This window comes from Polynucleobacter necessarius (genome assembly GCF_900095195.1).
Classification (GTDB): domain Bacteria; phylum Pseudomonadota; class Gammaproteobacteria; order Burkholderiales; family Burkholderiaceae; genus Polynucleobacter; species Polynucleobacter necessarius_G.
The window spans coordinates 1,116,919-1,135,583 of the sequence record NZ_LT606950.1; the positions used below are offsets into that span (position 1 = coordinate 1,116,919).

Annotated in this window: 23 protein-coding genes and 1 pseudogene; 6 read left to right on the top strand and 18 right to left on the bottom strand. The window is 45.9% G+C overall.

All coding sequences use genetic code 11. From position 1 onward, the window contains the following. Window positions 1-12 precede the first annotated feature (12 nt). Window positions 13-453 (bottom strand): universal stress protein, encoded by a 441-nt coding sequence (locus BQ1619_RS06310; protein ID WP_114662900.1) that lies wholly within the window; start codon window positions 451-453, stop codon window positions 13-15. Between the two features lie 256 nt (window positions 454-709). Between BQ1619_RS06310 and BQ1619_RS09990 the strand changes: the two genes are divergently transcribed. Next, window positions 710-943, top strand: a complete 234-nt coding sequence (locus tag BQ1619_RS09990; RefSeq protein WP_231968565.1) for a DUF2177 family protein — start codon at window positions 710-712, stop codon at window positions 941-943. Window positions 944-950: 7 nt separating this feature from the next. Then, complete coding sequence (locus tag BQ1619_RS06320; protein ID WP_114662901.1) at window positions 951-2,579, top strand: SulP family inorganic anion transporter; 1,629 nt, start codon at window positions 951-953, stop codon at window positions 2,577-2,579. Window positions 2,580-2,586: 7 nt separating this feature from the next. Here BQ1619_RS06320 and BQ1619_RS06325 read toward each other — a convergent pair whose 3' ends face one another. Then, window positions 2,587-3,306, bottom strand: a complete 720-nt coding sequence (locus BQ1619_RS06325) for a sulfite exporter TauE/SafE family protein (RefSeq protein WP_114662902.1) — start codon at window positions 3,304-3,306, stop codon at window positions 2,587-2,589. Between the two features lie 70 nt (window positions 3,307-3,376). Between BQ1619_RS06325 and BQ1619_RS06330 the strand changes: the two genes are divergently transcribed. After that, complete coding sequence (locus tag BQ1619_RS06330) at window positions 3,377-4,147, top strand: helix-turn-helix domain-containing protein (protein ID WP_114662911.1); 771 nt, start codon at window positions 3,377-3,379, stop codon at window positions 4,145-4,147. Window positions 4,148-4,159: 12 nt separating this feature from the next. Here BQ1619_RS06330 and BQ1619_RS06335 read toward each other — a convergent pair whose 3' ends face one another. The 11 genes from BQ1619_RS06335 to BQ1619_RS09300 form a co-directional block, all read right to left on the bottom strand. Then, window positions 4,160-4,405 (bottom strand): hypothetical protein, encoded by a 246-nt coding sequence (locus tag BQ1619_RS06335; RefSeq protein WP_114662912.1) that lies wholly within the window; start codon window positions 4,403-4,405, stop codon window positions 4,160-4,162. Then, window positions 4,402-4,605, bottom strand: coding sequence for a FixH family protein (locus BQ1619_RS06340; RefSeq protein WP_114663555.1), 204 nt, complete (start codon window positions 4,603-4,605; stop codon window positions 4,402-4,404). The genes BQ1619_RS06335 and BQ1619_RS06340 overlap by 4 nt, the downstream gene beginning before the upstream one ends. 26 nt (window positions 4,606-4,631) lie before the next feature. Then, window positions 4,632-6,089 carry a cytochrome c oxidase accessory protein CcoG gene (gene ccoG / locus BQ1619_RS06345; RefSeq protein WP_114662915.1) on the bottom strand — a complete coding sequence of 486 codons (1,458 nt, stop codon included), beginning with the start codon at window positions 6,087-6,089 and terminating at the stop codon, window positions 4,632-4,634. A gap of 22 nt (window positions 6,090-6,111) precedes the next feature. Next, the gene (gene ccoP / locus BQ1619_RS06350; protein WP_114662917.1) at window positions 6,112-7,038 is read right to left on the bottom strand and encodes a cytochrome-c oxidase, cbb3-type subunit III; all 927 of its coding nucleotides are present in this window, start codon (window positions 7,036-7,038) and stop codon (window positions 6,112-6,114) included. After that, the gene (locus tag BQ1619_RS06355; RefSeq protein ID WP_114662918.1) at window positions 7,035-7,202 is read right to left on the bottom strand and encodes a cbb3-type cytochrome oxidase subunit 3; all 168 of its coding nucleotides are present in this window, start codon (window positions 7,200-7,202) and stop codon (window positions 7,035-7,037) included. The genes ccoP and BQ1619_RS06355 overlap by 4 nt, the downstream gene beginning before the upstream one ends. Before the next feature lie 19 nt (window positions 7,203-7,221). Then, the gene (gene ccoO, locus BQ1619_RS06360) at window positions 7,222-7,872 is read right to left on the bottom strand and encodes a cytochrome-c oxidase, cbb3-type subunit II (RefSeq protein ID WP_114662920.1); all 651 of its coding nucleotides are present in this window, start codon (window positions 7,870-7,872) and stop codon (window positions 7,222-7,224) included. 10 nt (window positions 7,873-7,882) lie between these two features. Further along, on the bottom strand, window positions 7,883-9,325 hold the full coding sequence (gene ccoN, locus BQ1619_RS06365) for a cytochrome-c oxidase, cbb3-type subunit I (protein WP_114663557.1): 1,443 nt from the start codon (window positions 9,323-9,325) through the stop codon (window positions 7,883-7,885). Window positions 9,326-9,491: 166 nt separating this feature from the next. Continuing rightward, the gene (ccoS, locus tag BQ1619_RS06370; protein WP_114662921.1) at window positions 9,492-9,671 is read right to left on the bottom strand and encodes a cbb3-type cytochrome oxidase assembly protein CcoS; all 180 of its coding nucleotides are present in this window, start codon (window positions 9,669-9,671) and stop codon (window positions 9,492-9,494) included. 9 nt (window positions 9,672-9,680) lie between these two features. Further along, complete coding sequence (locus BQ1619_RS06375) at window positions 9,681-12,122, bottom strand: heavy metal translocating P-type ATPase (RefSeq protein ID WP_114662922.1); 2,442 nt, start codon at window positions 12,120-12,122, stop codon at window positions 9,681-9,683. 3 nt (window positions 12,123-12,125) lie between these two features. Further along, on the bottom strand, window positions 12,126-12,905 hold the full coding sequence (locus BQ1619_RS09295; RefSeq protein WP_197711903.1) for an MFS transporter: 780 nt from the start codon (window positions 12,903-12,905) through the stop codon (window positions 12,126-12,128). Then, window positions 12,902-13,369, bottom strand: coding sequence for an MFS transporter (locus tag BQ1619_RS09300; RefSeq protein WP_197711904.1), 468 nt, complete (start codon window positions 13,367-13,369; stop codon window positions 12,902-12,904). The genes BQ1619_RS09295 and BQ1619_RS09300 overlap by 4 nt, the downstream gene beginning before the upstream one ends. 109 nt (window positions 13,370-13,478) lie before the next feature. Here BQ1619_RS09300 and BQ1619_RS10710 point away from each other — a divergent pair, with 109 nt between their 5' ends. From BQ1619_RS10710 to BQ1619_RS10335, 3 genes are read left to right on the top strand one after another with little or no spacing between them, the layout of a single operon-like run. Further along, on the top strand, window positions 13,479-13,883 hold the full coding sequence (locus BQ1619_RS10710; protein ID WP_415066109.1) for a Bug family tripartite tricarboxylate transporter substrate binding protein: 405 nt from the start codon (window positions 13,479-13,481) through the stop codon (window positions 13,881-13,883). Beyond that, on the top strand, window positions 13,862-14,299 hold the full coding sequence (locus tag BQ1619_RS06385) for a tripartite tricarboxylate transporter substrate-binding protein (RefSeq protein WP_415066111.1): 438 nt from the start codon (window positions 13,862-13,864) through the stop codon (window positions 14,297-14,299). The genes BQ1619_RS10710 and BQ1619_RS06385 overlap by 22 nt, the downstream gene beginning before the upstream one ends. Continuing rightward, a complete protein-coding gene (locus tag BQ1619_RS10335) occupies window positions 14,253-14,462 on the top strand; it encodes a tripartite tricarboxylate transporter substrate-binding protein (protein ID WP_269460083.1) in 210 nt (69 codons plus the stop codon). Before BQ1619_RS06385 ends, BQ1619_RS10335 begins: the two co-directional genes overlap by 47 nt. 1 nt (window position 14,463) lies before the next feature. On the opposite strand, the gene BQ1619_RS10785 is transcribed toward BQ1619_RS10335, so the two are convergent. From BQ1619_RS10785 to BQ1619_RS10340, 5 genes and pseudogenes are all read right to left on the bottom strand, one after another. After that, window positions 14,464-14,589, bottom strand: coding sequence for an AtuA-related protein (locus BQ1619_RS10785; RefSeq protein ID WP_462803987.1), 126 nt, complete (start codon window positions 14,587-14,589; stop codon window positions 14,464-14,466). Window positions 14,590-14,692: 103 nt separating this feature from the next. Further along, the gene (locus BQ1619_RS06390) at window positions 14,693-16,039 is read right to left on the bottom strand and encodes an acyclic terpene utilization AtuA family protein (protein ID WP_415066271.1); all 1,347 of its coding nucleotides are present in this window, start codon (window positions 16,037-16,039) and stop codon (window positions 14,693-14,695) included. Further along, window positions 16,039-17,040: pseudogene (locus BQ1619_RS09305) on the bottom strand (tripartite tricarboxylate transporter substrate-binding protein). The gene BQ1619_RS06390 and the pseudogene BQ1619_RS09305 overlap by 1 nt, the downstream one beginning before the upstream one ends. A gap of 415 nt (window positions 17,041-17,455) precedes the next feature. Further along, complete coding sequence (locus BQ1619_RS06400) at window positions 17,456-18,169, bottom strand: TAXI family TRAP transporter solute-binding subunit (protein ID WP_269460084.1); 714 nt, start codon at window positions 18,167-18,169, stop codon at window positions 17,456-17,458. Further along, window positions 18,138-18,491, bottom strand: a complete 354-nt coding sequence (locus BQ1619_RS10340) for a TAXI family TRAP transporter solute-binding subunit (RefSeq protein ID WP_269460085.1) — start codon at window positions 18,489-18,491, stop codon at window positions 18,138-18,140. The genes BQ1619_RS06400 and BQ1619_RS10340 overlap by 32 nt, the downstream gene beginning before the upstream one ends. Between the last annotated feature and the right edge of the window lie 174 nt (window positions 18,492-18,665).

An 18,665-nucleotide genomic window follows, 5' to 3' on the forward strand; every position in this document is an offset into this window, starting at 1 on the left:
GTTCTACAACGATTAACCAAGAACGAGAACCGGTAATTTCGAGTGCACGATTACTTTATGGGTCTCGCTACCCAGTAGCACCCCTTTGATGCCAGTACGCTTGTGGGATACCATCACAATCATATCCGCCTTTGCCTTTTTAGCACCGTCCAAGATACCTTCTGAAAGATTCGTATTGGCGATATGCAATGAATTGGCTTTTACGCCGGATCCAAGGGCGGTAGCAGCTTTCTTAAAAACATCCTTAGCGTAAGCATCGCATGCTGCCTTATGCTCTTTAGCCGATACGCCGTAGCCCATCGTGCTATCTGAATACACCAATGGAGGTAGGGGATCGGAAACATAGACCAAAGTAACTGCCGCACCATCCGCCTTTGCTAATTCAGCGACTTTCTTCAAAGAATTTTTACTAACATCCGAACCATCGACTGGTACCAATAAATGCTTAAACATATGCCTATCTCCTAAAAAATTAAACTATTGGCCTGTTATTTCCATCATAATCCTTATTATTACGCTATCAAAGCACAAAGGGTAAGTTAATTGCTCAGGTATTTGGAATCTACCTCTCTTTCTTGGTCACTCTCATCGCAGTGGATTTGGTGTAGATTCTTGGAATCGCAAAAAACCTATATCGCCATGAAATGGGGGATTTAATGGCGAGCGACTGAAGTTACTTGCGGGGCTGGCCTTTTATCTTCTTTATGCCTTGGGTGTCTGTATTTTTGTTATTGCCCCAGCACTTTCAAAACAGTCACTTTCGCACGCCTTGTTATATGGGGCTCTGTTCGGCTTGTTTTGCTATATGACCTATGATCTCACTAACCTAGCGGTTATTCGTGACTTTCCTACCAAACTGGCATTCATTGACATTGCTTGGGGCTCTTTAGTTACCGCTTTTTCTGTGGGGCTTGCCTACTGGGTAGGCAATCGACTCTCTTAAAACGTACATGTTCTTTCAACCCAAAATTATTGATTGCTTAAAGTATTATAACCGCGCTTCATTTTTCAATGATGCTGTCGCCGGTATCACGGTCGGAGTAGTTGCTCTGCCGTTAGCGATGGCTTTTGCCATCGCCAGCAGACTAACTCCAGAAGCGGGAATTTTCACGGCCATCATTGGCGGCGGCTTGGTTTCATTGCTAGGGGGTAGCCGCGTACTGATTGGCGGACCTGCTGGAGCATTCATTGTCATTGTGTATGGAATTGTGGAGCGCTATGGCGTGCCAAATCTCTTATTAGCCACAGTAATGTCTGGAATATTTTTGTTGCTCATGGGAGCTTTAAGACTGGGAACATTGGTCAGATTTATTCCAGTTGCGGTCATTATTGGTTTTACTAACGGCATTGCCGTATTAATTGGCTTGTCACAAGTAAAGGATTTCTTTGGCTTATCAATCGATAAAATGCCAGCACAATTTTTTCAAGCAATACAGACGCTTTACCTTGCCGCTAACACTGTAAATCCAGTTGCACTGAGCCTTGCGTGCGGTAGCTTAACGCTCATCCTTCTTTGGAAGATGTTACAAAAGCACCTCGGCTGGCTTGGTCATTTACCCGGAACAGTAGTTGCCATGATCAGCGCTACAGTCGTCACCGCACTATTTAATCTTCCCGTTGATACGATTGGCACACGATTTGGCGGCATTCCTTCAAGCCTCCCCCATTTTGAATGGGTATCTATCACCTGGGGTACCGCACAGTTCATGATCGCGCCTGCCTTGACGTTGGCATTATTGGGCGCTATCGAATCTTTGCTGTGTGCTCGTGTTGCCGATGGCCTCATACATGACCGACACGAATCCAATCAAGAGCTGATGGCACAAGGAATTGCAAATATTGTGACTCCATTTTTTGGAGGCATGCCAACGACTGGCACGATCGCCCGTACCGTGACAAATATTGAAAGCGGCGCCAACAGCCCAGCTGCTGGAGCTGTTCATGCACTCACTTTATTACTGGTCGTTTTATTTGCAGCGCCTCTTGCCAAAGACATTCCACTAGCGAGTTTGGCGGCAATCTTGATGTATGTCGCTTGGAACATGGGTGAATGGAAAAAATTTATCGATCTCAAGCAATTCCGACTGCCTTATCGGCTAACGATTTTGAGTGTCTTTTTGCTCACCGTCATTTTAGATCTAACCGTTGCGATTCAAGTCGGCCTGCTTTGCGCATTCATTACATTTATCTATCGCATCTCCAGCTTATCGCGTTGCGAACCTGCAGACCCCACACTTTTCCCAGCGCTAAACCCACATCAGGGCCGAATCGATGCCTATCGTATTTATGGCGCCATCTTTTTTGGCGCGGTTAGGCTCTTGGAAAAGATTGAAGAAAATCTTCCATCACAAACATTGATACTCGATCTAAAAAATGTGATCTACGTAGATACCTCGGGTATGGAAACCATTGCAGAACTCACTCATCTTTGCAAAGTCCGTAATATCAAGCTGATCATTTGTGGCTTAGACCACCAACCTTACGAAATGACTCAACGAAGTGCTTATCTGGAAACCATTTCCGCAGATTGCCTCTACCCCGATTTAGCCTCAGGGATTGCAGCAGCCACAAATAACTAGAAGAAGTTTAAAAAATACAAAAACCGTCTTTGAGTAAAGCCTCTGGCAATACCCAAGCGCGGTACAAGCCAAATCCACCGGCAATCAAAAGCAGTAAAGCGGCTAAGTAACGCACCAAGAGGTACTGACCAAACTGCGTCAAGGCTGCAGAAAATTTTGATATTAATAATAAGTTTGGCATCGTGCCTAAACCAAATGCCAACATCAATGCTGCGCCAGTAAATACATCACCCGATAAGAAAGCCAATGGCAAAACACTGTAGACCAAACCACAAGGCACCAAACCCCAAAGCATCCCACTAAACCAACGCGAGGGACCACTAGCAAAACGACCAAGATATTTAGCCCAGTAGCCCGCAATCCGGGAACCCAACCAATTTCCGCCTAAGCGTGACTCTGATGAACCTCGGGTCAGCAATCGAATGCCCATATAAATTAAGAGCAAAGCTGTCAGCACAAAAAGTCCTCTTTGAATCGGCGATAAGCTCTGCTGCCAAACAACCACTCCAGCCCATGCCGCCAACGCTCCCAAAAGGACATAGGTTGTTAGGCGTCCTAAATGCATGATGAGCTGAAGATGAAAGAGCTCCGATTTAGGCCTCAATCGAGTTTCGACGGCACTTGGCCGCTCGATGGCAGCAGCAATCCCGCCGCACATCAGAGCGCAATGCCAACCACTGACCAGCGCACCCAGAAATACTGCCGTGAGAAGGCTAAAAGTCAGCATTTTGGGTAAAAAGATTGGGTAACTTGCGTGTTCACCCTAATAGAATAAACTGTCTGCATAATTACCCTATATGAATTACAAGCCAACCGATACCCCTACTAGCAAATGCTCAGTTTGTGTACTGGGGCAATTTTGTTTGCCAGTTGGTCTGAGCACTGCCGATGTATCCAAAATTGATACCTTAGTAAAAGAACGGGTGCATCTCCAAAAAGGCAAGAGCCTCTATCGTCATGGTGATCCCTTAAGCTCGGTCTATAGCGTGCGTTTTGGCACACTGAAAACCGAATACTGCCTTCAAGATGATCGCCAGCAGGTGATTGGCTTTCATCTCCCTGGAGAAATCTTGGGACTCGACGGCATTGGCGAGGGTCACTACCAATCTGACGCCATCGCCCTAGAGGAGAGTGAAGTCTGCATCATTCGCTATGAGGCCTTTGAGGACTTAGCAAGGCAGATTCCCGTTTTACAAAATCAGTTTCACAAAATCATGAGTCGTAAACTTACTCAAGATCAACGCCATCTCCTTTCGTTGGGAACAATGCGCGCCGAAGAGAGACTAGCAGCATTTTTACTAAGCCTATCGCAACGTTTAGCTGCGCGCGGCTACCTGAATAACGAATTTGATATACGCATGAGCCGAGCTGAGATTGGTAGCTACTTAGGCATCCAAATCGAAACAGTGAGCCGTATGCTCTCGCGCTTTGCAGAATCGGGTCTTGTTCAAATTAAGCAACGTCATGTCAAACTCATTGATATGAATAGGTTATATGAGCTAGCAGGCATTCCGAACCCTGACAGAACAGCCTGTGTCAGCCCTGAAATACCGGTAAAACAGGCTTAAATCAAACCTCGATCAATCGGGTTTATCATCCGGCGATTCGATTCCTGGAAGGATGTAAGCAGTTAATGCGCTAGACACAGCACAAAATGTCCAAATGACAAAGAATCCAATGGTGTAAATACCCTCGTCAGAAATTTCTGGGTGGTATCCAAAAAACAGTAAGTCTTGGGGATAAATGACGGTAAAGAGCAAGCCCTCTGCCATGCCAGCCACCAAAAAAGATGGCCATAGAATCCAAATCAGGAGACGGTATTTCATTTGGAGACCTGCGATTCTTTTATTTGCTCTACTTTTAAGCCCTGCTTCACAACACCATCACGTAGTGGCTTATCAGCATGCATATTTACCGCTAGCCAAATAGTAATAATGCAACCGATCATCGCCACCGCAGGCCCGCTGATAAGTAACCATGGCCACAACTGCTTCCACCAAGGCTTTGTAGTTTGCTGTTCAGTCATATACATGCTCTCCATCGCTTATCAGCTTAACGGGGAATAATGAAAGTGGATTTTTCATCGCGCTCTCTGGTAATCATCTCATTTCCAGAGAGCTCTTGTGCAACCACATCAAAATGTATCGGATAATTACCCGGCGGATTTACACCAATATCAGTGCTCACCTTAATTGGCATCAGCAAGTTACTCGCCGGAGCGACTTCAATCTCGGTGACTACCTGCCCTTGAGAATTCAGGATCTTCAAACCATCTAATCCCGTAGCTTTAACCGACACATTCATATTATTTTCGGATGCGTTCATGATCTGAATGCGATAAATATTCTCAATCCGTACCCCTTCTACCTCACGTGCTAAAGCGCCACGATCTCGCATCACATCGACTCGCAGCGGGTTACGGGTAGCTAGAGAAATCAAGAAAGCAGAGGCCAAGACAGTAATGAAAGCAGTGTAAATCAATACACGGGGACGCAAAATATGGCGTATGGCACTCTGATTGGATTCACGGTCTTCTACCGCACGCTCTGTGGTGTAGCGAATCAGACCTTTTGGATAATTTACCTTTTCCATTACCTGATCACAGGCATCAATACAAGCGCCACAGCCAATACACATGTATTGCATGCCATCCCGAATATCAATACCGGTAGGGCAAACTTGCACACAGATGCTACAATCGACACAGTCGCCCAATCCTAATGCATTGTGATCGGCTGATTTACTGCGACTGCCTCTTGGCTCACCACGAACTTTGTCATACGTCACCAAGAAAGTATCTTTGTCGACCATCACGCTTTGAAAGCGTGCATAGGGACACATATATTTACAAACCTGCTCGCGCATAAAGCCAGCATTTCCCCACGTTGCAAAGCCATAGAAGCATAACCAAAAGGTTTGCCATGGACCGAGGGATAAATGGAGGAGCGCCGTGCCCAAGGTGCTAATTGGCGTGAAATAGCCAATGAATGTAAAGCCTGTCCAGAAGGCAACTAAGAGCCATAGCGCGTGCTTGGTGATCTTCAGACGCCATTTGCATATGCTCCATGGCCACTCTTCACCATCCAAGCGAATACGCGCAAATCGATCACCCTCGACTTTGCGCTCGATCCACATGAAGATTTCGGTATAAACCGTTTGAGGGCAGGCATAGCCGCAAAATAAACGGCCAGCGATCGCCGTAAAGAGGAAAAGAGCTAGCGCGGAGAGGATCAATAACAGCGTGAGATAAATCACATCTTGCGGCCACAGCACAAGACCAAAGATATAAAACTTACGCTGAATTAAATCAAAAAGTACAGATTGGCGACCATTCCAGCTAAGCCACGGCAAGCCGTAGAACAATAATTGGGTAGCAAAAACAAGAATGAGTCGCCAACGCGCAAAAAGCCCAGAAACAGAACGGGGGCAAATCTTACGCCGGACCTCATAGAGGGATTCCTCTATGACATCAACTGGAACAGGCGTTCCGCCCGGCGTATGAGTTGACACTAAATGTACCTAACTACAGAAATTACTTCGTTGTTGCTGGCTGCTTATTGTTCGATAAACCCCACACATAAGCGGTTAACAACTGAATTTTCTCAGGACTTAATACTTTGTCTTGAGCAGGCATTTGAGCCATACGACCTTTGGTAACTGTCTCAATAATTGTCGCTTCAGAACCGCCATACAACCACGTTTTATCTGTTAAGTTCGGTACGCCTAGAGCAATATTACCCTTACCATCTGGGCCATGACATGCTGCGCAATTGGCTTTAAATACTTCAGCGCCACGCGCAGCCTTGAAATCATCCGCTGGTAAACCAGATAGACTGCGAACATAGTTAGCAACATCCACAATTTGCTTACTATCCAATTGTGGGAATGGAGGCATTACGCCAGCGCGTCCATTTACGATAGTAGTTTTGATGTTTTCTGGTGACCCACCATACAACCAATCACCGTCTGTCAAATTCGGGAAGCCTTTGGCACCACCAGCATCTGAACCATGACATTGTGCGCAAGAGTTCAAGAATAAACGTTGACCCATTTCACGTGCTTTTGGATCAGCAGCAACTTGCTCAATGTCCATCTTTACATATTTTGCGTAGACAGGCTTGAGCTCATCGTTGGCCGCCGTCATGGACTTCATTAGTGCGCCGTCAGTGCTATAGCCCAAAACACCTGGATAAGAACCCAGTCCTGGGTAAAGAACTAAATAGACTAATCCAAAGATGCAAGAGATTAAGAACATCCACATCCACCAGCGTGGCAATGGATTATTCAGTTCACGAAGGTCGTCATCCCATACGTGACCAGTATCTGCCACCTCTCCGTCAGGCTTGACCTTCACCTTCACTTTGAGTTGAGAAAATAATAACCAGACGCACCAAACAATACCGACCAATGTTACTAGGGCGATATAGGCACTCCAACCGGCACTAAGAAAATCACTCATGATTTATCCTTACTGAATTCATCGGGTAGATCGAACGGAAGTTCGGCGGATTCTTGATTGGCAGGCTGTCTTTTTGCAGACCAAGCCCACCAAACGATTCCTAGAAATACAACCAAGCCAAGCACGGTAGAAAGTGCTGAGAGGTGCGGTGCGATATTTTGCATAGTTCCCAATAGCTAAGAATTACTTAGCTACAACCTCATCAACAACAATATATCTACGGTTCACGCCAAGATCCTGAAGGTATGCGACCAAGGCATCCAATTCAGTCTTGCCTTCCAATTCTTTTGGCGCATTGGCAATATCTTCATCCGTGTACGGAACGCCTAAACGACGCATTGCAACCATATGCGACTGAATCGTGCTTGCATCAGCAGCATTCTTAGCCAAATAGGGGTATGCAGGCATATTTGACTCTGGCACCACATCACGCGGATTATTTAAGTGAATTTGATGCCATGCATCGGAGTAACGACCACCAACACGCGCCAAATCTGGACCTGTACGTTTGCTACCCCACATAAATGGATGGTCGTAAACAGACTCGCCCGCCAATGAATAAGGGCCATAACGCTCTACTTCGGAGCGCAATGTACGAATCTGCTGTGAGTGGCAACCTAGGCAACCTTCACGTTGATAGATGTCGCGACCAGCTAAACGTAGTGCTGAATATGGCACCACTCCTGGACTAGGTTCAGTGGTTGAGTGCTGGAAAAACAATGGCACGAGCTGCACCAAACCTGCGATTGAAATCACGACAATCGTAGTGATGATCAACCAACCAACATTACGCTCAAGCGTTTCGTGGGAGAAAAATCGACGTTGTTCTGACATGTTCTTATCCTTAGTGAGCGGCGATAGACGCTTGTGGAATAGGAGCGTCTACGAATTTTTTGTTAACCACTGTTTTGTAGACGTTGTAAGCCATCAACAACATACCGCTTAAGTAGCACAGGCCGCCTAATAAACGAATGACATAGAAAGGATAGGTCGCTTTCACTGACTCTACGAAGCTATAAGTCAGAGTACCGTCAGGTTCAAAAGCTCTCCACATCAAGCCCTGCATCACACCAGCAATCCACATAGCAGCGATATAAATTACTACCCCGATAGTTGCGATCCAGAAATGCAGCTCGATTAACTTAGTACTGTACATATCGCGCTGACCTACTAAACGTGGGATGAGATAGTACAAAGAGCCAATTGTGATCATGGCAACCCAACCTAGCGCACCGGAGTGTACGTGACCAATAGTCCAATCGGTGTAGTGAGAGAGGCTATTCACTGTCTTGATCGACATCATGGAGCCTTCGAAAGTAGACATACCGTAGAAGGACAATGCAACTACCAAGAATTTCAGGATTGGGTCACGGCGCAATTTGTGCCATGCGCCAGATAAAGTCATGATGCCGTTGATCATACCGCCCCAGGATGGCGCCAATAAGATCAATGAGAACACCATACCCAATGACTGGGTCCAATCAGGCAATGCGGTGTGTTGCAGGTGGTGAGGACCCGCCCACATATAAGTGAAGTTCAATGCCCAAAAGTGAACGATCGATAAGCGATAGGAGTATATCGGACGCTCCGCTTGCTTCGGAATGAAGTAGTACATCATGCCCAAGAAGCTAGTAGTTAAGAAGAAGCCCACTGCATTATGTCCGTACCACCATTGAATCATGGCATCTTGTGCGCCAGCATAAGCAGAATATGACTTAAACAAGCTTGCTGGCATTTCAATATTGTTAACAATATGCAATACAGCAATTGTCAAAATATAAGCGCCGAAGAACCAATTTGAAACGTAGATATGTTTTGTCTTGCGCTTGATCACAGTACCAAAGAAGACAATTGCGTAAGCAACCCAAACGACAGTAATTAAGATGTCAATTGGCCACTCTAATTCAGAGTACTCTTTTGAAGTAGTAATACCAAGCGGCAAAGTGATGGCAGCAGAAACAATCACAGCTTGCCAACCCCAGAATGTAAACGCCGCTAACTTGTCACAGAAAAGGCGAACTTGACAGGTTCTTTGCACGATGTAATACGACGTTGCAAACAACGCCGAGCCACCGAACGCAAAAATCACAGCATTGGTATGTAACGGACGCAAACGACCATAACTTAACCAAGGGATGTTAAACGTGATTTCAGGCCAAATTAACTGTGCCGCAAGGATGACCCCCACGAGCATGCCGACGATTCCCCAAAGTACGGTAACGATGGCAAATTGGCTGATAACCTCGTAATTAAAGGTATCTTGATTACTCCCCACGGTAAGTCCCATGGTTTCTCCTTTTTTGTGACCAAACAACGACATAATCCAAATAGACTGATTGAATTATCGAATTGAGCCCCTAAGGTGGGTTTGATCTATATCAAAAAAGGAGGGGTAAAATAATTCTGGTCAGCAAGAAGAACATTGAGTTAAGTTAACTCTATGTTTTTATTTATTATTTTTGTGAGCTATCACTAACTTTTTGTGGCTTTGGGACATCATCATCCATCAAAATGGACTCGCCTGGACCGCTCAGATCATCGAACTGACCGCTTTTGACTGACCAGCGCAAAATCCATGCCAAAAGTCCCACCAATAGCAGCGACAGAGGGATCAAAATAAATAGGCTTTCCATCCCTATAGTCTAAGCTTTTCGCAAACGCCAGGCATTTAAGGTCACCGCCAAAGAGGAAAGTGACATGCTGATACCAGCAACCCAGGGATTTACCAAACCCAACATTGCCGCTGGAATTGCGAGCACGTTGTAAACCAAGGCCCACAATAAATTCTCTTTAATAATGGCCTGCGTCTTTTGAGCAAGCCCTAACGTTTTCGCCAATGGCTCGAGTGAGCTTGCAGTCAATATGGCATCAGCTCCTGCGGCAGCTAGCGGCGCTCCAGCACCTACCGCAATGGATACGTCTGCACGAGCTAATAAGGGCGCATCGTTGACGCCATCGCCAATCGCCCATACAAAGCGTTTCTCATTTTGCAAACGCTCAATATATTCATATTTTTCTTCTGGAGTGCAGGCGCCTCGAAAATGTTTTATGCCAACATGATCTGCCCACCATGCAACCGTTGCAGGGTCATCCCCAGAAACTAAATGGACGGTAACATTTTTTGATTTTGCGGCATCTAATAAATTTTTTAAACCAACTCTTGGTGTATCCAAAAATACAAAGCTAGCTATCAACCCCTGGTCATCAGCAAGAAGTACTTGCCCGTATTGACCATTTTCTCGAGACGGAGACTGATTCTGGACACCTAGCCACGCAGCACTTCCAAGGCGATATGCCCCAGAGCTCAATCCCTTACCAAGTTGATTCATTACGGGATCTTGTAATTGCGCTGGAGAGAGATTTTCATGCTCAGCTGCTCGTAATAGCGATAGCGCTAGAGGATGTCTTTGGCCAGCTTCTAGCGCTGTTGCAAGTGCTAATGCATCTTCACGACGATAACCCTGTCGCAGATGAATAACCTTTTTCAACTCAGGCTGCCCCATTGTGAGGGTACCAGTTTTATCCAAAACAAGATCGGTTGCCTTGACTAAGCCCTCTAACACATGCCCTCTCACAATCAGCAATCCTAATTTGGTTACAGCGCCTTGTGCGGCTGCCATTGCCGTTGGAACAGCTAACGATAGAGCACAAGGACAGCTTGCAACAAGCACGGATACGAGCACGGTCCATGCTTGACCAGGATCGAAATACAGCCACACTGCAGAAGAAACAAATGCACTTAATAATAAGAACGCAACAAAATAGGCTGCCCACTTTTCAGCAAGACTCACCATCACTGGTTTTACCAGCAAGGCCTGATCTAGCAGGGAAGCAATACCCGCAATCCGCGTAGATTGGCCCACTGCATCGATTCTCATGATGAGAGGGTTCAAAATATTGTGGGTACCAGCATACACACGATCGCCAATTTTTTTCTCAACAGGCTTAGATTCGCCAGTAAGCAGCGATTCATCAAGCGCGCTGGCATTCTCAATTAAGAACCCATCCGCAGGTACCACTTCGCCAGGTGGTACACGCAGCATTTCGCCTGGGGCGCAATTGACTACCGGTACAACTTCTACTTCTTGAGTTTGTGGGTAATTTAGAATACGTTCGCAGGTTGCAGGTAATTGCTTTGCTAACGCCTCTGCCCCACCCTGAGCATCCTGTCGAGCTAATAATTCCACATAACGCGCAGCCAAAATAAATGCTACAAACATCGTGATGGAATCAAAATAACTTTGGCCAGAGCCAGCAATTAAATTAATCGTTCCCGCACTAAACGCGAGTGCAGGCGCCAATGCAATGGGAACATCCATGCTCAACATCCGCGTTTTCTTAAACGATTGCACACTTCGCCATGCCGCTTGAAATATCGGCCCCGCTGAATACACCATTACTGGAACGGTGAGCGCCCAGCTGGTCCAGCCCAATAGAGTTTCAAACTCAGGCGTGATGTCGGCATTAACGTAGGTAGGCCAGGCATACATCATGACTTGCATCATGCCCAACATGGCAACACCAAGCCGAGTCAGTAGCTGCCGCTTTTCTTTTTTTGCCCTCTCAAGAGAAAGGGAGGGCTCAAACGGCCAAGCTTCGTAACCAATGCGCTCAACCTCAAATAACAATCTTGCTAGACTTGTTTTTTCCGGATTAAAGCGAACAATGGCTTTTTGAGTAACGTAATTAATCTGTACATCCATTACACCAGTAGTGCGACGCAAATGCTGCTCAGATAACCAAACACAGGCAGCACAGCGAATTTTTTCGAGACGTAGCGTTGCTTCAAGATCACCAGACTCTCCATATACTCTAGTAAACCTACTACGCAGAGATGGATCATCGTAGGGCTTTAATTTCTCTGGAATTTCATTGGATGCCAAGTATGCCGCGGGCTTTTCACCAATCTGGGGGCGACGCGCATAAAAAACTTCCAGACCTTCCCCGTGAATTGTTTGCGCGATAGCCATACACCCGGGGCAGCAAAACTGACGCTGAACCCCCCCCACCTCTGCCTCCAGTAAATCCATTGGCAAAATAGCGCTCGAGCAGTGATAGCAGGAAAATAAATTGCTGTGTGCCATCACTTATGCAGGTTTTTTATCAACCCAGCCATTGCGGCGCTCATACATCACAAACATCACAAACAAAACGCCCCACATCACCACGGCAACATATGCCCATACCCATGCACTTTGTGAAGCACGAGAGCCAGCAACATCCAACACGAAGCCAAAGATCGCTGGGCCCATTAAGCCACCGCCAAAGCCCATTAATGAATGCAAACCCATTGCAGCGCCTTTAATATTTTCCTGAGCACTAATGACCAATTCCACCGTTAAGGTAGCGGAGTCAGCCATAATAAAAATGGCATGGCCTATTGCAAGCGCAACAATGAGCCACCAAGAGTGGCCAGTAGACAGAGCCAACGAAATCCCCATGACTGCACTAGTTAGCATCACAATGCAGACCCATTTTTGTCGCCCCACTCTTAGGGTAATCTCATTTCCCAAGATAGATGAAGGGACCCCAAAGAAATTGATTACGCCAGCTAAGGTCGTTGCTGCGAGAAAAAAAGATTCGCCAGAAGCAGTCGCACAAAAAGCAAAGAACGCCACAATCCAACTTCTAGAAGCAAATAGCTCAAGTGAGTGCACGGTATAACCAAAAATAAATCCCGAAGCTTTTTTATTTTCCAGTGCTAACTTCCACTTCTCTACTGGAAATGCGTCGTGCAATCGAATTTGGAGGGGGCCCTTCCATTTTTCTTGCGCAAGTGGTGGTATAAGCAACAACACAATTAAAAATGCTGTAAACGGTCCCAGCGCAATAATCCCAAATACATAATGCCAACCCAGTGCACTCAAAATCCATCCAGAGCATAGGTATGAAAACCTGTCCCGATTCCGAAGAAGGCGGTATAAAAAGCAATATGACAAATTAGCTCGCCAGACTGAATTCGATCAGACAAGATTTTTAGTCCAGGCATATACGTGCCTGCAAGGCCTGCAGCATTAATCGCCATAAACAATAAAGCGGTCCAAAAATTATGGGCTAATAGAGACATGCCCAACAAACCACAGGTAGCAGATAGACCGCCAACCAAATAGACTTTTCGTGCGTCTATGCGATCAGTCAATGCAGTTGCCAGTGGGACCGCCAGCATGTAGCCAAAAAAGAAGACGCTAGCAATCAGACCAGACTCGAGATTACTTAACTGCCACTCATCCTGTAAGGGGGCCAACACTACCGCATAGCAGGCAAAACCCAGCAATGCGCAGGTTTGCGCCAGGAGCATAAGAGGGGTGTAACCAATTGATCGAAAGCGCATAGAGTATTCGTAAAAACCTAGGGCTATTCTACTCGCCAAAGTGTCACCCCAAGCCCCACCCATAACCTGCCATTAACCGCTACACTAATAAAAACAGAATGGAGACAATATGAAGAAAATACCTTTCCTGCGTTACTGCTTTAGCCTAGGCCTGGGCGTTGCTTTTAGCTTAATCAGTTCTGCCACGCTAGCAGATAACTATCCTTCAAAACCGATTAAAGCAATCGTTCCATTTGCGCCGGGCAGTTCTACAGATCAAATTGGTCGTGCATTTGCTGCCAAGATGGCTGAATCCCTTGGCCAACCCGTGGAGATTGAAAATCGTCCCGGCGCCAATGGCATGATTGGCGCTAATGTAGTCGCTAAGTCACTCGCTGACGGCTACACCCTACTATTTGGTACAAATAGTACCAATGCAGCACTCAAAAGCTTGGTCAAAATTTACCCTATAACCAAGACACAGCCTTTACACCAATTGGTTACTTTGGTTCTGTGCCACTCATCGTTGCAGTGAATAATGAACTGCCCGTGAAGTCACTCAATGGGTTTGTTTCACTAGCAAAAGCAGATCCTGGAAAAATTCCCTTTGCGTATGCCAGTACATCGCAACGCGTTTCCTCAGAAATGTTAGCGAGTGCAACCGGGATTCAGATGACTGGCGTCTCTTATAAAAGTGGGCCGAATGCCATGACGGATCTCATTGGCGGTCAAGTCAATATGTTTACCGCTGACTTTGCAGTGACATTACCGCAAGTTCAAGCTGGAAAAATTCGTGGCTTAGCAGTCACCTCACTCAAACGTTCGCCCGCCATCCCAGAGTTACCCACTGCCAATGAAGCATTGGGCATCAAAAACTATGAACTCATCGCATTCTTTGCGGCCTTTGGCCCAGCTGGCATGCCAAAAAAATGCCGTTCTGAAACTGAATAAGGCCATTAATGATGCCGCTAAATCAAAGGACTTAACGGAACGTTTTGCATCCATGGGCTTTGAGACACAACCCGGTATGCCAGAAGCGCTTGCGCAAAAAATTAAACTGGAAACCGCTAAGTGGGCTCAAGCGATTAAAGCAGCCGGCATGGAAGCTGAGTAACTTACAACTCGCTATTAATCTCAATGGACAGGAGCCAGTAGGACAGGCTCTTGCCATGAGAATCAAGATTTAAAGAGAGATTGACTCCGCCATACGATGAACCATCGATCACAAAATTAAAAGCCATCAAGTTTAATAAATCATAGCGCGTTACTGAGCTAGGATTCGAAATCCGAAATGCGCTTTTACCCTCTCCGCAGTTAATTCTTTTTGCAAGAGTTCAAAGTCATTTATGAGGCCTGAATTTTTTCCCGAGGCATGAAGCCCACTAGGGTATTGAGTCGAGGCTTTAGGCTAGTGCGAACCCCGCCGCCACCTGCTGGACCACAGGTATAGAGCGCAGTCACCTCACGACATAATTGCATCGCTACCAATCGATCTGGATAAGAGGCTGCAATGCGTAGACGAATATCTGTAAAGTGTTGATGAGTAATCTCGGGCCCCTTCCCAGAGTCGCTGGCAAATACACTTGTACTACCAATAAAATCTACCCTCAAATGCAATTGATCACCTAGACGATCGCGAATAATCTTTGATGCCAACTCAGCTCGCTTATAGGCACGAWGACCGGCATACGAGATTTCTGCTTCAGCCAACCAGCCCCCATCTATACAGATATTTGCCTTCAGGTTATTGGGTTTTGGATGCCCCCGAACTCCAGTCACTTGCACCCGATCGTTTCCCTGATCATGTATCTGCACTTGAGTTATATCCGCCACGACATCTGGGGTGAAATACTGCGCAGGATCATGCAACTCATAAAGCAATTGCTCAGTCACGGTCATACGATTCACTACACCGCCAGTATGCATGGGCTTCGTAATGCAAATATTTCCATATTGATCCACCTCGGCAATTGGAAAACCAAGATTACTTAAATCCGGCACCTCCTTCAATCCAGGATCCGCAAAGTAACCGCCTGTGACTTGTGCTCCGCACTCCAAAAGGTGGCCAGCCATGGTTGCTGCCCCCAAGAAATCCCAATCTTCCCAACTCTTTTGAAAATGCGCCATTAAAGGGCCAACGGTTAGTGCGGGATCGGCTACGCGCCCCGTCACGACCACTTGCGCTCCAGCAGCTAATGCAGCGGCAATTTCTTGCGCTCCTAAATAGACATTAGCACTTACTAAATGGCTATGCGATAACGTCATTTGGTCTTTCGCCGAAAGACATGTATTCAGGACATCTCTAAATTGTGGAGCGGAAATATCGTCCCCATCAACCACTGCAATTTTGATATGCGAAATACCTTGTTTTTTTGCAATGTCGGTTATTAACTGAGCGGCAGCTTGTGGATTGGCAGCACCAAAATTGCCGACTATCGGAATTCCAGCTTTGACGCAATTCACCCAAATGGGCTCAACCATCTCCCGAAGCAATGGTTCATATCCCAACTGTTCGTTTTGTAGACGCTCTAATTGCGCTAGCGCCAAAGTTCTTTCTGCCAATCTTTCAAAGATGAGACACATTGGCCCACCCAAACCTATCAGATCATTGACTAGGGGTTTTGCAACACCCAGTCGATCGCCCGAAAATCCAGCAGCACACGCGACACGATAAATATCAGGCACAATGATTATTGTTGACTACGATTTGGGGAATCTTGAAAACCATTTGAACGGAAGGTTAAGACCAATGTATCACGATATCCATAGTCTACCAATGGCCGTATAGGAGTGGATTCATGAATCATGCGCTCGTCATTCATGAGAAGTGGCGACCAGGGCTCTGTAAGAGTAAATCGCAACCCTGCAAGATCTATGCGCATCAAAAATGCGCGTTTCACCACCCTTGATGCCCACTCGATTCAATAAAATACAGCCACAAAATCAACGCCGTCACGATGCGCACCTTCGGTGGTGGGTCGTCCAATTCCATCCGTTGTATCGATTCGAAATTGGTGAACCTCAACAAACCAAGTCGTAACGGGTTTTAAGATACTCAATTTTGCTGGCGGCACAGGCGATAGGTCTAATCCTTGAGCGATTAACTTTTCGCGAACATCGGTCTTAGCCATAGTTTTATCCATAGCCGATTGAATTTTCTTAATGGCGGCATCTGACGATGTGCCAATTGGCGAAAATAAAGCTACCCAAACCTCCCCAACGCAGTCTGGATAGGTTTCTGCAATCGTTGGAATTTCTGGTGCTGCACTTGAGCGCTTCGCAGAACTAATCGCTATAGCTTGTAATTTGCCCGCTTTAATGTAATTTAAGACGGAAGGAAGACTCGCAAAGGCGAGCGGAACTTGACCTCCCAATACATCATTAATAGCAGGCGCAACCCTTTTATAGGGAATGTGTTGCATCTCAATACTCGCACTCGTATTCAGCATGGCTCCAAGTAGATGACTAATGGTTCCATTACCCGCAGATGCGTATGAAAGCTCACCAGGCTTCTTCTTTGCAGCAGCGATCACATCCGCAAGCGTTTTATATGGTGATCCTGGTGGCGAAACCAAAACGTACGGTGTCGCACCGATATAGTAGAGCGGAACAAAATCATTGATAGGGTCGAAGCCTGGGTTTTTATATAGCGCAGGATTAATTGCTTGCGCACTATTAATTGTGACCAGCAATGTGTACCCATCTTTTGGTGATCGCGCACACTCTGAGTGCCAATATTGCCACCTGCACCAGGTCGATTTTCAACCACAGCAGATGTCCCAATAGCATCCCCAAACGCTGGAGCGATTAAACGCGCGACAATATCATTGGTACCACCGGCGGCTTGGAGAACTACCAAAGCAATCAGTTTACTTGGATACGTTTGCCAAGACCACGGTCGAGAACAAAGCGCATGACAGAAATACCGCTTTAGCGGTTATTTTTTATACATAGTTGCCTCCGTTTATGAATATAAATGCTTTAAGCGTGCGCGTACATCTCCCACATGCTCCTTCAAGCCATACAATTCTTTTGAATCCATCATCGATACTTTGATCGTATTCACACGTCTCTCAATACCCTCAAGATCTTTAAAGTTACGATCCCTTAAATCAGGATTAATCGCATTTTCTCAATCTCTCTAAGTTCGGCATACACCTGCGCAAGCTTAAGTCGTAATAAAAAGTTTTTAGCGGAGGGAATATACGCAAACAATGGGATGAAGATTACTAACAGTGGAATAACAATTTTAACAAAACGCCCTACCCACAGGGCAGTCCAAAACGGAAGATGTCGATGTAAAAAAGATGGGCCATCTTTTAAATAAATCTCAGCATCAGTGTGCAGCGGGAAATCGATTCCCATGCTCGACGGAAATTCTCCAGGATTTTGCAGTCGAGAGTACGACTTCAAAATGTCATACGAGGCACTCAATAACAATGAAATCATGGCAGGACTAACATTATCTTGCGTTACCAAAGTTGCTGTTGGCGCAATCACCTGTATATCCTGACGTGGAACATCATGCCCAATACTGAGAAGGCCTCGCGGAACATTAACCTTTGATAGGTATGGTAAGTTTCGCGTGTAAGCATCTGCTTGATCAAAACTCATCAAACGAATACCCGGCACCTCATAAAACTTTTTTAAGATAGGTGTTTCAATGGCTGCAACAATAAATACGGCATCCAAATCTCCGCTACTCAGTTTGGCTAGCGCCTGATCAGGCTTCAATCTTTCTGCGCGAATCTCGCTTTCTGAAATACCGCTAATTTTTAATAACGAGTACTTAAGGGAGAGTACCGCTGCCCTCGTTGCCAATCGCTACACGCTTATTCTTTAGTTGATTTAATGCCTGAAGGTGGCCGCCATCATTTTTGAAGGCAGACTCGCGATACCAAACCCATAAGGTTTCATAAAACAGACCAGCAATGGATACTAAATTGGGATACTTTTCCATATCGCCAACACCACCTTGAACCATTGCAAACTTCACACCTGATTTTGGGTCGCCCAGTAACGCCAAATTATCAATGGTTCCACCTGTCGTTTTTACTTGTAATTCCACCCCATCCTGTATGAGCTCTTTCTTTAAACGCTCACCGAATTGGTAATATAACCCTGTTGGGAAACCAGTGGCCATTTAGATGGTTTTTGGCGGGGGTGGAACCAAAATCCAGAGAACCGCAAAGATCGAAATTAATAAAACACAAAAGCCAATCGCAATTGCATAAGGGTTGTAGATGTGTTTTTTTAGAGAATGCATATGACCTCTAGATTTTTCACATGGGACTTACATCGTCCCATCTTCTATTTA